This window comes from Bythopirellula superficialaquae (assembly GCF_059632245.1).
This window is the reverse complement of sequence record NZ_CP197426.1, coordinates 479,356-493,326: the sequence shown is the minus strand read 5'-3', so window position 1 is coordinate 493,326 and position 13,971 is coordinate 479,356. Positions and strand designations below refer to the sequence as shown.

Here is a 13,971-nt window from a genome sequence, read left to right as displayed (position 1 = left end):
TTTGCCTCTCGGCGTGCTCTGCGTTGAACTCTTAAATTCCAAAATCTTTGATCGTGAACAACGTCGTCAGTTCATAGCCCCGCTGGGCGAAGGCTTCGCGGCCCCCTTCCAAGCGGTCGATGATCGCCAGCACTCGCTTCACTTTGAGTCCCACCGCCTCGCAGTGCTCGATCGCTTTCAAAGACGAGCCACCCGTCGTAACCACGTCTTCGACAATGACCAGTTCTTCGCCTTCGTTGAATGGCCCTTCGACGTGTTTCCCCAGACCGTGGCCTTTGGGTTCCTTACGGACCATTACCCCCCGCAAGGGAGTCTTGTTAATACCCGCCAATGTAAGAATCGCGGCCGTGATGGGATCGGCCCCAATGACCATGCCACCCACCAAGTCGGGCATGTCATCCTTGAGCAATTTAAGCATCCCCGCGCCGATGAGCTGGGCCCCTTGCGCGTCGAGTGTCACCTGCCGACAATCGAGATAGAAGCTGGCCTTCTTGCCCGAGGCGAGCGTAAAGTCGCCAAACTTGAGGGCCTTTTGTTTGATCAGATCGGCGAGGGCTTGTCGGTCGTACATACTGGTTTTTTTACAGGAGTTAGCAGAGAAAACAAATTGGCGCGCTCAATCGACAAGTCATTCTGAGAGAGGCTCGCCGACCGAAGAATCTAGTTAGCCAAGAGCGGAAAGTCCAGAGTCTCGGGAATACTGGCTCTGCTCCCTCTGCTACCTCCTGTAAACCAAATCGTCTTTACCGCCGGATCATCACCTGCGAGCCGAGCGTAAGAATGTCGTATACGTCCTCGACGTCGTTACCCTTGAATTGGATCACGCGGCCCGCGGAATCGGTTCCCGCGGACGACGCTCCCGCGCCACGTAGAATCGTAACTTGGCCGGCCGCGGCACCGGCGTTGGTCAGCAAAATGCTGCGTTCTTCGCTCGGGGTTGTGGCCGAGTTGAGCATCCCCACGTTACCCGGGGTCAGCAATTTTTGATCGACGGCCCAGTAGCCTTCTTCGATCGAGGTGGCCGGATCGACTTCCAGTGTGAATTGTCCCGCGTAGCGCCGGCCGAGCATCAACACCATTTGGCGTTCGCTCAGGTCGATGCGTGCCGAGAAGGGTCCCCGCAAGACTTTTAATTGCTGGCCAGCTTGCAATTGGTCGGGATTAGCGATGCCATTGATCTTGGCCAGAAGTTGCCAGGGAATATCGTGCTTCTGAGCGATGTCTTCGAGCTTCTCACCCGCTTGCACCATGTACGGCGGCTCGAGCCGATGTTCGGTCGAATAAATCACGCTCCCCGCGAGTTGGCTCAGCAGGTCTTGCACTTCGTTGGCTTCCGCGGCGGAGAGCGACGGATCGCCGTACCAATCGGAGAGCAACAATAAGGCTTGCGACAACTCACCACGATCCAAAGCCGATTGCACGGCAAGTCGCGTGGCGGCAAAGAGCGAGGCCTGACCAGCCGTGGTCTTGGCATCGGCTTCAGGTGATTCAGTGGGAGTGATCGGAGCTTGAGTGTCAAAACCTGACGGAATGGCAGCTTGAGTTGCAGGCGAGGCAGCGTCGGTTGTGCTTGACTCACTGATTGATGAAGGAACATCAACAGGTGCGCTAGAATTCGAGGCGGAATCGCCCAAGGTTTCGTTAGCTAGCGCAGCCGCTCCGGCAGCCATGGCAGGCAGTGCGGGCAACGGTGGAAGTTTCGACGAATCGGTCGCTTTTGTGTCGGCCACAGGTGCGGCGGCGACTTCAGCCTCAACATCGTTGGTTGCGATATCCAAATTAGGTTCAGCCGCTGGGGCCGTTGTGTTGGGCACAAACGCAGGCGGAGCTTCTGACCTTGTATCCGCCGAGAAAGAAGGAGCTGGCGCGTAGCTCGGGGCAGTACTACCACTGGCGTTAAAAGCAGGCGCCGCGGATACCGCTGCCGGCGCGGCAGTTGCTGCCATCGAATCGGTCGGCGCACCGCCGATTTCGATTCCGCCCAAGTCGCCCGTGCCACCGACATCAACACTGCCGATGTCGAGATTGCCAGACATATCCCAATCGGCGGCGCCGGTGGGAATCACCGGTTCGGTTTCGTTGATCTTCATGTACAGCACGAGACCAACAATGCCCAGGATCGAAATCGTGATAAGTGGTCGAATGGAATTCACGGCTTGTACTCCATCACAAGCAAGCCCAGCGAATGTGTGTTGCGCGGCACCACATTCGCAAAACAAAATAACAATACCCGCCAGCGCCCGGCGAGTAGCGGCGGATGATAGGCAAACGGCGTTAGCAAGGCCAGATCAGTCTTGCACACAAACGCAAGCGTCGATAAGCACACTTGAGCGACTGCTAGCAAGCTACCGCTTCGAGATGCTGGCACCGCCTGTGAGCGGCGCGACAATCCCGCTCTTTGGTAGCATCCCTCTTAAAGGACATTCGTCGCAACGCGGCACGGGACTACAGTAATGATGCCCCACATGTACCAAAAGGGCGTGGAATTCATTGAAGATGACAGCATCGGTCGGCAGTTGGCCGGTGAGATGCTCCTGCAACGGGTGATACGCCGTACCGTGCGTGACCCAACCATGCCGGGCAAAAATGCGGTGGGTGTAAGTGTCGACCACCATCACCGGCTTTCCCACGGCATAGAGCAGGATCGAATCCGCCGTCTCGGGCCCTATGCCGTTCACGGCGAGTAGCTCTTCGCGGAGTCGTTGCGTGTCCACTTTCTGCATGGTCGCGATCGAACCGCGATAGCGCTCGACGAAGAACTTCACCAGATTATGAAGCCGCTTAGCCTTGATCCGGAAATAACCCGCCGAGCGAATCAACTCGGCCAACTCTTCGGTCGAGAGTGCGTATAATTTTTTCGGCGTGAGTACCTTGGCTTGCTTGAGGTTGGTAATTGCGCGTTCAACGTTCTTCCACGCGGTGTTCTGCACAAGGATCGCGCCGACCATAATTTCAAACGGTGTCTCCCCTGGCCACCACTCTTGTGGACCAAGCACTTGGAAAAGATGTTTGTAAACTTGGTGCGCGGTGTAGGACATGAATTATTTTAACGCAGAGCTCGCTGAGGTGCAGAGTATCGCAGAGAAGATTTGAGACTCTGTATTTCGTTGTTTGACATTCTGCTAGCAGTTTTCGTTTTCCAGATTTTGTTGTTTGAGGCTTACCAACCGCGCACTTGTCAAGAGAGAATCCAACTCTAATATCATTACAAAACTTTCCCCTTTGAGATGCGCCGACTCGACAACTATAATTGGGATATCATCAGGGCAACTGCATAAATATCAACCCGCGAGTTTTGCCGTGCTTTCCGTCCGACCCAAAGTGGCTGAATTGGTTCTGCAGCTTTATGGCCGCTCGATTCATCCCGAATTGTTCGACATCCACGAGACTCGTACTTTCCAACGCGGCAAGTACGAGGCGAGCGTGCGAATCACAAGCACTGGACACTTAGTCGCTTGGAAGGTTGGCGATTCGCTCCTTACCGAAGTGGCCACCTCAGCCCATTTGGAAATGCCCGAGAAGCGCCGGCTCATGTCGCACCGCGTCCGTGCGAGCCGTGAAGATCGACTCGAATGCCACGGCGGAATCACATACGAAATGTCGTTCTCGCTCGAAAACGCTTCGTCAGAAAAGCTGCGAGCCTATCAGAAAGAGCTATCCCTACAGGCCGCGCGCAATGGAATGCTGCACCAGTTTGAAGCGAGCGGACGTTTCGAAGCCGGCGGGATTAGCTATATGAACGTTGAATCCCGCGACAAATCATTCCGCGTGCAAGCGTTTCACACGTTTCCGGATGATTCGGCCGTGCTGCGAATTCAATCGATGTTTCGTTTGCCGTAGGAACGGCAGCGGAACGCTGTCGGCTAACTTTGTCGGCCAATAAAGTCTACGAGCGCAGCGTTCACCGCCTCGGGGTTTTCGAGCGTTGTCATGTGTCCCGCCTGGGGGATCTCCACAAACTCCGCGCCGGGAATCTTATCGGCGATGCCTCGCATCTCGTCCGGGGAACTGATTGCGTCTTCGGCCCCCACCAACACCAGCGTCGGCTGCCAGATTTTTTCCAACTCCTCCGACACGTCGGGCCGATCGGCCATGCCACGTAGCGCTGCCGCGACCGCCTGTGGCGAACAGCTGCGCATGATGCTGGTCAACTCGTCCACAATCTCGGGGCGAGAATTCCTGGTTGCTTCGCACAACAGCTTCGGAAGCATGGCGGTGATGATGGGTTCAATCCCCGTTTTCAGAACCTCACCGGCGGTCTTGAGTCGGCCTTGGCGTGCTTCGGACGTATCGGCAATCGCACGCGTGTCGCAGGGCACGATGGCCTTAACTCGCTCAGGAAACTGTCGCAAGAACTGCCATAGAACGTACCCCCCCATCGAAAAACCACACAGAATCACCGGCTCGCTAACACCGATGGCATCGAGCAATTCCGCCACGTCTGCCGCATATTGGCTCATCGATACGCCACTCGCCGCATCTTCGGCAGCCTGCGTGCTCTGACCAAAACCACGCAAGTCGGGGGCAATCACGCGACACGTCTTGCTCAGCGCTTCAATTTGCGGCCCCCACATCCGGTGATCGAGCGGATAGCCGTGCAGAAACACAACTGGCTGTCCCGTGCCCTGATCTTCGTAGGCGAGTCGGATGCTATCGAGTTGTGCTGTTTTCATGATTTCTTTTTCTTCTCGGCCTGAGCCTTTTCAAAAACTTCCAGCTGTTTCTGCATCACTTTGACGTTGGGATGCATCTCGACGGCTTTACGCTGAGCTTCCACGGCCTTGTCAACATCCCCAGCGGCAAAGTGACACCGGCCCAGTGTATCCAAATAACTGGGTGTCTCGGGCCGGAGTTCTAACGATTTGAGCGAATACCGTACCGCTTTGTCGTAATCCCCTTCGGTGTTGCTCACAAGCCAGGCATAGTGGTTGTAGCCATTCGGCTCGGCGGGATTGCCTTCGATCTCTTGCTCGACTTCAGCCAGCGCGCGTACGATCCGGCCCTTGACTCGCTCGCGATACGTGTCGTCAGATTCTTGCAACCGATACATGGCGATCAACACATCGGGGTCTTTATGGTTGCGGCTGTAAGCCCGCTCGAGTGATTTCCGTTGTCCTTTGTAATCCTTCTCGCTCGCTAAATAGCAAGCGGTGAAATAATCGCGCTGCGTGCGGAGCACTTTGTTCAAGTAGTAGCTCGCCTCACTATTCGTCTGGAGCGCGGCTTTGAGTTCTTCATCGTTGTCGACGGCATCGCAAACTTCCCCCAACAATTCGGCGGCTTGTTTATCTTCTCCCCGGTCGTGGAGGCACCAATTCGCCACCGACGACCGCGCGATCATCGATTCGGTCGACGTTAGCGGCGCGTTTTCAATCACAAACTGCCATTCACGCTCGGCCCAATCGTGATATCCCAAGTCGGCAATCAAATCACCGATGTGACTTCGCTCCTCCAAGTCCGAATCTTTATGGCCGACGGCCACGTGCTTATATGCACGTTCCGCAAACTCTTGCGCGGCGGTGGAATCTCCCCGCGCCGACCGCGCGGCGGCGACCAGATACAACAGCAACCGGTCGTCTTTGATCAATTTCTCGTAATGCTTTTCGAGCAAATCTAACGCGGCCCATTGCTTGTTCTTAATGCACCACTGAATGTCTGGGGCGATTGCTTCTCGTGCCTGGCCGAATTCAGCGATCAACAAATCCACGCGGCGTCGCAGCGATTCAAACAACGCCTCCGCCTGGCCGTGATCCTTGCAAAGCTGAACGTGAAACTCCATCAACTTCAGTAGAGTCGACAGATTAGTCCTGTCCTGATCCTCTTTCATCTGCGCGATTTCGCCATCGATCAACTTCAGCCATCCTGGGTTGACGCTCTCGGAATCGCTCAACTGCGCGGCGTACAGTCGAAGCCAGGCGGCCGAATCACGCGGGCTTTCGCCGATCTCCGTGTTAATCAACTTGGCCTGCGCTGTGGCATTCTTTTCATGCTCACTGCGACCGCTCAACACGGCGTGTGCTGCGTGCTTCGCCAGTGCCGGTGACAATTCATAGTGAGCTATGCGACTTAAGGCTCCCAGACCTGCCCCGGCTTTCAAATCCTTGAGTTGCGTGACAATCTCGCGCCGCTCGCGACCATTCACCTTGGCATAATTCGCCATCAATTCGCGCACTTCTTCAACATCGGTGTCGCGGGCCCAATCGATCGGCACGCGGTGCAGCAGATATTGCGATTGTGTGGCAATCTCTAAATCGGGATCGGTCTGCGCATCTTGCAACGCATCAAACGCCGCACCACCCAGTTCAATAAGCTTAGCTTCCGCATCCCGCCGTCTGGTGAAGTCGTCGCTACCCAGTTGAGCAATCAATTTCTGAATGTCGTCTGTTTCCCCAGCGGCTCGGCTTTGATCGGCGCGCAACGCGACCCTATGATCGATCGCATCCGCCGAATGGCTCAGCAGCATGACCAGAGATAGGACAACAAAGGCGCGAATCCGCATGAAATTGCCTCGTGAGGAATGTCGTCGACTGACACTCCTATCATATCCCAATCGTGGCAATTCAGCAGCACCAGACCTGTGCCACCTCGGCAAGGGCCACGGAAATCGGCCCAAGAGAGCTCTATCGCTAGCGGTCAACTTTCCATTTCTTCGATATACCGCCGCAGTCGCTCGAGCTCGTCGCTCACGTCGCGCAGCTTGAGCATGTTCTCGACCCGCTTGATGAGCTCGACTTTATTGACCGGCTTGGAGAGAAAATCGTCGGTCCCCGCTTCGACTGCCCGTTCGATGTCGCCCAACTCGTTAAGAGCGGTCACCATCAAAATCATGATGCTGCTCGTCGCGGGATCGCTCTTGAGTCGCTGGCAAACTTCAAATCCGCTCAGCTTCGGCATCATGATGTCAAGCAAAATCAGATGAGGCTGAAACGATGCCACTTTATCGAGCGTATCTTGACCGTCGATCGCCACGGCGGTCTCCAAATCGAGACCACCCAAATAAGCCTCCAACAATTCGACGTTGGCTTCGTTGTCGTCGGCGATCAATACGCGATTTTTATTGGACATGATGAATTATCGAAAATCGGGGAGATTGAGTTTTTCAAGTTCGTTTATCAGGCTGGGCATATCCTGCTGCAGAATCTGCCACACGCGATTGTAATCGACCGAGTCGTATCCGTGCACCACACGATTTCGGAACGCAATAATATGCGGCCATGGGATTTGCGGCAGTTGAGCTTGCTCAGCAGGCGAAACACGATTGGCTGCCTCACCAATATTAAGGACCAAACGCTCCATCGCGAGGCACCAAAGCCTATCTTCGACAAAGTCGTCGACGCTTCGGCCCTGGCAAAAATTCACGGCTTCGGTGGCCATGTCCAACATCTGACGAAGCGTAATCTGCTCGTTATGCCGCGTCATAGATCGTCAGAGCCTCTTGCAGGACATGCTTAAAATAACGGCTCAACTCCAAGGGAGTGTGCATATCGACCTGCCGTCCCAAGATTTCGGTCAATTCATCCTGCATTCCGAAAAATGCCAACCCAGGATTATGCTGAGGATCGAACTCAACCAACACGTCGACGTCGCTCGCCGGGCCAAAGTCATCTCTCAGCACGGAACCAAACAGGCCCATTTTGACGATGTGGTGACGCTGGCAAAACTCGGCAATCACCTGCTGCGGAATATCAATCGCGACCGTGGCCATAATCCAACCTCATCATCACGCCGAGGTGAGTTCTTCGCACAACGCTGCCGCGGGGACCGGAAACTGATCGCACAGCACGCGCACTTCGTCGCGAATGCGCTGGTGAGTCTGTGGATCTTCGGGGCTACGCAGGGCTTCCAAAATCCAGCGTCCTACCGACTTCATTTCGTCCTCGCCCATGCCTCGCGACGAAAGCGCTGGGGTGCCGATGCGAATGCCCGACGGATCGACCGGCTTGCGTTCATCAAACGGAATCATGTTCTTGTTGACCGTGATACCACACTTGTCGAGTGCGGTTTCGGCCAACTTGCCGCCAATCCCCATGGGGGTCACGTCGACCAACATCAAATGGTTGTCGGTGCCGCCACTCACGAGCCGCAAACCACCTGCCGCCAATGTTTCAGCGAGTACCTTAGCATTGTCGATGATCCGCTGAGCGTAAATCTTGAAATCTGGCTTCAACGCTTCGCCGAAGCAAACCGCCTTGCCAGCGATCACGTGCATCAGTGGACCGCCTTGCAAACCGGGGAAGACACGGCTGTTGATCGTCTTGCCGTATTCAGCCTTGGCCAAACACAAACCACCGCGCGGGCCGCGCAATGTTTTGTGCGTCGTCGTAGTGACAAAGTCGGCAAACGGCACGGGGCTATTGTGCAAGCCCGCCGCGACCAAGCCGGCATAGTGGGCCATGTCGACCATCAACTTCGCACCGACGCTTTGCGCGATCTCGGCAAACTTGTCGTGAGGAATCTCGCGCGGATAAGCGCTCGCACCGGCGACAATCAGTTTAGGCTTGTGTTCTTTCGCGAGCTTGGCAAGTTGCTCGAAATCGATCCGATGATTGTCTTGCCGCACGCCGTAGCTCACAAAATTGTACAGCATGCCCGACATATTGAGCTTCATGCCGTGGGTCAGATGCCCACCGTGTGCCAGATCCAAACCCAGCACCGTGTCACCCGGTTGCAAAGCGGCGAAATAAATCGCCGCATTGGCTTGCGACCCCGAGTGGGGCTGCACGTTGGCGTATTCCGCGCCGAACAATTCCTTGGCCCGGTCGATGGCGATCGTTTCCACCACGTCGACGTATTCGCAGCCGCCATAGTAGCGATGGCCCGGATAACCCTCGGCATATTTGTTCGTGAGCACGCTCCCCGCGGCTTGCATCACCGCCGGGCTCGTATAGTTTTCGCTGGCTATCAGTTCGAGACCGTCTTGCTGACGCGTGATTTCATCGGAAATGGCGGACCAGACATCGGGATCATTCGCGGCAAGAAAATTGGTCATCGAATCCTCAAAACATACGCTGAGATAACAGTCAAAAGTTGTGGCTATGACTATTGTTGAAGCCATCCCCGAGGGTGTCAATCGCCGCCGGAAACCGGCTCGATGCGCACGTCGATCACCCCTTGATTCTCAGACAATTCCGCCGGGGAATCGTTCACGCGCAAGTAGAGAATTGCGTCGTCCTCGGGAATTAACGAGGTACCCAGGCCAATCACCTCGGGCTGAGCGAATGTGCTGGGCTTACTTTTCAAACGCAAGCTGCCCAGCAACACTCCCAAAGGCTGGCCATCGTGATATCGCAACGTCACGCCATTGGGCTCGCAGGGCCACGGTTCACCATCGTTGGCAATGACATACTTTCCCTGCGCAGTGACTTTGTACTTCTGGCCCCTCTTCAACAAGCTCGGCGCGGCTTGCCAGCCACGGTTTGTTTCCAGCTTAAACTCAATCGGTTCATTCATCGCAGCCGCACGCGGGGATTCAATCGCCATCCGCTCGGGGTTGTAGCCGTAATCAAGCGCTGCCAGAAAAGCTTGCCAGGCAAACTCCAGATTCTTCCACTCTTGATGATATAACTTGCGGAATCGCTCGTTGAAGTCAGGCGCGCTGACCTGAGCGGCGAGCTTGGGAAACTTCTCGCCATACTGCGGATGCGAATCAAGAAACTTTGTGAGTGCCCAACACCAAGCATAAGCATCCACCGAAAGGGCTTCCCGATTGCTGATACTAAGCACCTGCCCCAGCGAGCGTGCTTGTCCCGCGGCCACGGCGTCGCGAATCAATTTGATCCGCCCCCACATCAGCACGTCCTCTTTATCGGCGGGAAGCACGCGGAGTTCCAATTGCCCCTCCTGCCAACGGTGCGTCCCCAACAACTCAGCCATCCCTTCCATATACCAACCCGGCCCGGCGCTCCCCAAGAACGAGAGCATGAAGCTGTGTGTTCCTTCGTGCAACAACAAGTGCCGACGATAGTAATCGCTCGGTTGCTCTTCGAGCCACAACTCGTTGCCGAGCGCGTAACCATTCAAGAAATCGTGATGGTCCTTCGGCAGCAAATTGAGCGCAGCAAATTTCGCGCGATCGCGAATCAGAAACCCTTGCACTTGCCAATCTTGGAGACGATCTGGCGATACGCGAAAATACTTGGCCCAAATCGGCACCGCCGCATCAAACACCCGCGGCAATTCCTCGACTGCTGGGCTTGCAGGTACGTCCGTCCACAATCGCAGATGCCGGCCCGTGATTTCGCGAAGGCCCGCCGCTTGAGCTTGAGCGGCATCCACCACCCGCGGTGCCGGCCAGTCCGCAGGCGATTGCGCGTGGAGCGTCGCAGCACACAAAAACAAAATGGCGAGAAAAACTCGTAGCATGCTGAGCTCTTGTTAGCCGGCAGTGTCCCACTGCCGATAAGACTCGTGTTTATCTTCACCACGGCATCGGGACGATGCCGGCTAACTACTTCCCTTGGAACAGCTTTTCCAACTGCCGGTTGATCTCCCCGCCGATGGCCTCCCGGGCAGTGTTACGGATCAATTGCCGTGTGATGTCGGCAATGGCTCGTTCGTCGATCCGTGGGTTTTGGAATGTCCCCTGGATGGGAATCTGCAAAGTTTGGCCAGCCAGTCCTCGCAGCGCGTCCTCGCCATCGATCCACCGATCTTGAATCGGGATCTCGATCACCAAGGCCAGCGTCTGATCAAACCCGACCGAACCTTGCGAGCGAATCGGCACTTTGTCGATGATGAATTCCAGTTTGCGATGATACACCCGGCCATCAACCACCTGAAATTCAATCTGCTGATCGTTCATCGAAAGCAGTTTGGTTTGCTTTGGCTCGGCCGATGCTCCCAACAGATTCTGAGGATTCTTGAGCGATTCGACTTGCCGAATAATATTCACCACGTCGGCGATCATCGGACCTGGCAGCACGGTCAATTGATGAACGCCCAACTGCCCCGCCGTGCGAGTCTGTTTGGGATCAGCCAGCGACACTTGGGTTTCGGTCAGACTCAGCGAGAACTTGCCGTCGACGCGCGTCGCACCGGCCAGCACTGGGGCCACGTACTTCAGCATCTGCTCGCTCACCGCCGGCGAGATCTGCACGTTCGTAAACAAGGGCCCAGCCGGGATGATAATCTTTTGCGGCGGGGGATCTAAGATGGCCAGCGAATTCGTCGTGAGTTTCCCCTCGCCCACCGAAACATCCAGCGGCGCCGTCTGTATGCGACCCTCGGCGAGCGTCGCTTGCAGCTTGCCGGCACTAATGGGCAGACCAAACACCGAAGCACCCGTCCAACCCGTCTCTGCCGTCCCCTGCCAATTCCGCGACCAATGCGCTGCGTTGTCACCCGTCGGCAACTGGCCACGCGCATCAAAGCGAATGATACGATCACCCTGCACAGTGACGCTTGGCCCAGCGTAGTTCGCGATTAAGCCAGCAAGCGCCGCCGCATCGTACTGCAAATTTCCTTTCACAGAGATCGGACCATTGGCCAAAGGTTTGGCCCACGCAGCCCCTCCAGCGATTTGCACCGTCTGGCCTTCTAGCAACAGATTTTCCACGCTGGCCTGTTCGCTGGCGATTTCGTAAACCGCCTTCCCCGCGGAGTGCAATTTCGGCTCCGACCAGATCACCACGGGCGGACCAGCGGCCGACGCTTTGACCAGCTGCAATTGCTCGGCGTCGAATGTGAAATCAGCAACCACTTGTTCAGCACTCGTGGCAAACCTGGCAACACCCGCCGCGGAACCGCGCGGCCAGGTCGCATCGCGTCCCCCAATCAGTCCTGCCGCGCCGGCCAATCGTTCCATGTTCGCCCGCACGGCCATTTCGCCGGTCATCACCGGCACTCGCCCCGTGGGAAACTCGAACCGCAATTCCCGCGAGCGCACCGCGACGACACTGCTCGTCAATTGAAACTCTTGCGAGGCAAGTTTTCGTTCCGCCGAATTCCACTGCATATCGCCAGAGAATTGAATCTGCGGTTCGTCGAGATTCACGTTGCCGTCAAGAATGTGCAGTTGTTTCACGCTGCCATTCAAATCGCGAACTTGTACGTTTCCTTCACCAGCCGTAACCTTCGCTCGCAACGCAGCATCGCCACTGAATTCATCCGGCACCGCGTTCGTCCAGGGCCGCAATCGCCCCGCCCAAGCCGCGAGTGCCCCCGTTCCGTTCACCTCCGCCGACCAAGCAGCGGGCCTTGTCAAATCAAAAGGCTCGAGCAGTTTCACACTCAGCACATCCCGCGCGCTGCGCAACTCTAAGCTTCCACTGTTGAGTGATTTCGGAACCAGCGCCGCGGCCGTTCCTCCCGCGACAAGTTTCACATCCAGTTGCGGCTCTTCCCAGAGGTTCCGTCCTTGCTGCGAAACGACAACTTCCTTGAGCTCTGCTTCCGCCTCGGCGGTGAAGATGTCGCCCTCGCTGGCCGACAACGTGAGATTGCCCTCAGCCTGCCCAATCGCAGCGATGCCCGCGAGATCAACAAATTGCCCAAGTTCTTTAAAAAGCTTTCCCAGATCAATGAGGAACTTGCCGTGAATGCGATCATCGGTCGTTGTGAAATCACCTTGCGCGAACGATGCCGAAAGTTTCACACGGTCCAACCGCGCGGCATTGGCCGCCTCAACCCAATTGGCGGTGATCGCGACAGGCTCGTCCCATTGAATCGCTCGCCCGCCATCGCGCCCCACTAAGTTGGCAAGCACCGCTTTGATCGACCACTGAAATGCGCCATCTTGATCGCCGCCGTTGGCGTCGACTTGCAAATCGCCCGAATCGATTTGAATTCCTTCCCGCACTTGCAGCGTGGCGGGCAACATCTTGGCCAGCTTCGATAGCGAGAGCTTGCCGGTTATGTCAAAATTTTGCTTGGGCAAGTTTTGATAACTGAGCGTTTGGAACTCAGCGAGTGCCACAGAGCCACTAGCACTGAGATTCGCCCAATCGCTGTCGAACTTGAATTCTTCGGCCGTGACCACACCATCGGCAAACGCCACCTTCCAAGGGAGGACCAACTGACTGCTAAAGAGCTTGTCGCCATGGAGCTTCTCCCCCGTCATCTGAAAGTCGGCAACTTCCGCGCGTCCCCAGGTGTTCAATTCCAACGACTCATTTTCCGACTGTGCCCAAATCGCATGAGCATCGAGCGAACTTGTCCCCGCCATTTGGGAATCGCCCAGCTTGCGTGTGATCCAAGGACTCAGCGTGGCCAGTTGCAGTCCCTCGGCCAAAAAATCAAGTTGCTGTCGCCCATCTTCCGCGGGCAACATACGAAACTTCACGCGCCCCGCCGCTTCTGGCTGAACCCCAGGGATGCTCGCCGTGCCATCGGCGACCACGATTCCGTCCGGGGTTCCCAAACTCGTGGTGAGATTCAGCTGCTCGATGCTCCACAGATTGCCACTCGCTTGATCGAGTCCCCGCACGGTTCCGTCAACGATGGCGAGTTGAATCAATCGCGGCGCGCTCTCAGCCGACGAACCCTTCGCCTCCTGCTGCTCGGCGACGGCTTTGAGAAAATCTTCGATGTTGCTGCCATCGGCTCGCGTGGCGATCGTAGCGGTCGGCTTCACAATCCGCACGGTTCCCAAGTCTTGCGAATTGAGCAGCAAGCCCAACAGCGACCGCTCCAGCGAAAGTGACTCCCAACTCAACAACGGATTGCCCGCGGGGTCAAAGATTGTCGCGTTTGCAAGGGCTTGCGAACCGGTCCAACTCAGACACGCGCTATCGCATTGGATCCGCCACCCCCCCACCGGCATTTGCCAATTCAGCAACGTATCGCGCAGCGGCGAATGTGTGATGACAAACGGCGCGGCTGCCACCAGGCCGACCATCAACACACCCAGCACGAGTAATCGCCGCAAGAAGCGTCGTTTTTTGCGCGGCCGCGACGGTTGCTCTTCGCCCGGTTCGTCGGCAAGCTGTTTGGTGGCAGAACGTCGCTTGGCCATGATCTGAGAATTTGCGGCAA

12 protein-coding genes are annotated in these 13,971 nt (G+C 56.4%); 1 reads left to right on the top strand and 11 read right to left on the bottom strand.

What is annotated here, in order from left to right; all coding sequences use genetic code 11:
* Positions 1–31: 31 nt before the first annotated feature.
* The 3 genes from pyrE to SH678x_RS02190 form a co-directional block, all read right to left on the bottom strand.
* Entirely contained in the window at positions 32–571 is a 540-nt protein-coding gene (gene pyrE, locus SH678x_RS02200) for an orotate phosphoribosyltransferase (RefSeq protein ID WP_496921252.1), read from the bottom strand.
* Between the two features lie 172 nt (positions 572–743).
* Positions 744–2,153, bottom strand: a complete 1,410-nt coding sequence (locus tag SH678x_RS02195) for a LysM peptidoglycan-binding domain-containing protein (RefSeq protein ID WP_496921251.1) — start codon at positions 2,151–2,153, stop codon at positions 744–746.
* 192 nt (positions 2,154–2,345) lie between these two features.
* A complete protein-coding gene (locus SH678x_RS02190) occupies positions 2,346–3,038 on the bottom strand; it encodes an endonuclease III domain-containing protein (RefSeq protein WP_496921250.1) in 693 nt (230 codons plus the stop codon).
* Between the two features lie 262 nt (positions 3,039–3,300).
* On the opposite strand from SH678x_RS02190, the gene SH678x_RS02185 reads away from it, so the two are divergent.
* Positions 3,301–3,840, top strand: coding sequence for a DUF2617 family protein (locus SH678x_RS02185; RefSeq protein WP_496921249.1), 540 nt, complete (start codon positions 3,301–3,303; stop codon positions 3,838–3,840).
* Between the two features lie 23 nt (positions 3,841–3,863).
* On the opposite strand, the gene SH678x_RS02180 is transcribed toward SH678x_RS02185, so the two are convergent.
* From SH678x_RS02180 to SH678x_RS02145, 8 genes are all read right to left on the bottom strand, one after another.
* Positions 3,864–4,673 (bottom strand): alpha/beta fold hydrolase, encoded by an 810-nt coding sequence (locus SH678x_RS02180; RefSeq protein ID WP_496921248.1) that lies wholly within the window; start codon positions 4,671–4,673, stop codon positions 3,864–3,866.
* Positions 4,670–6,499 carry a tetratricopeptide repeat protein gene (locus SH678x_RS02175; protein ID WP_496921247.1) on the bottom strand — a complete coding sequence of 610 codons (1,830 nt, stop codon included), beginning with the start codon at positions 6,497–6,499 and terminating at the stop codon, positions 4,670–4,672. Before SH678x_RS02175 ends, SH678x_RS02180 begins: the two co-directional genes overlap by 4 nt.
* A 134-nt stretch (positions 6,500–6,633) precedes the next feature.
* A complete protein-coding gene (locus tag SH678x_RS02170) occupies positions 6,634–7,065 on the bottom strand; it encodes a response regulator (protein WP_496921246.1) in 432 nt (143 codons plus the stop codon).
* A gap of 6 nt (positions 7,066–7,071) precedes the next feature.
* Positions 7,072–7,419 carry a HepT-like ribonuclease domain-containing protein gene (locus tag SH678x_RS02165; protein WP_496921245.1) on the bottom strand — a complete coding sequence of 116 codons (348 nt, stop codon included), beginning with the start codon at positions 7,417–7,419 and terminating at the stop codon, positions 7,072–7,074.
* A complete protein-coding gene (locus SH678x_RS02160) occupies positions 7,406–7,705 on the bottom strand; it encodes a nucleotidyltransferase family protein (protein ID WP_496921244.1) in 300 nt (99 codons plus the stop codon). The genes SH678x_RS02165 and SH678x_RS02160 overlap by 14 nt, the downstream gene beginning before the upstream one ends.
* A gap of 15 nt (positions 7,706–7,720) precedes the next feature.
* Complete coding sequence (glyA, locus tag SH678x_RS02155) at positions 7,721–8,989, bottom strand: serine hydroxymethyltransferase (RefSeq protein ID WP_496921243.1); 1,269 nt, start codon at positions 8,987–8,989, stop codon at positions 7,721–7,723.
* 77 nt (positions 8,990–9,066) lie between these two features.
* Positions 9,067–10,362, bottom strand: coding sequence for a hypothetical protein (locus SH678x_RS02150; protein WP_496921242.1), 1,296 nt, complete (start codon positions 10,360–10,362; stop codon positions 9,067–9,069).
* Positions 10,363–10,447: 85 nt separating this feature from the next.
* Positions 10,448–13,951: a hypothetical protein gene (locus tag SH678x_RS02145; RefSeq protein WP_496921241.1), complete on the bottom strand. Its 3,504-nt coding sequence runs from the start codon at positions 13,949–13,951 to the stop codon at positions 10,448–10,450.
* Between the last annotated feature and the right edge of the window lie 20 nt (positions 13,952–13,971).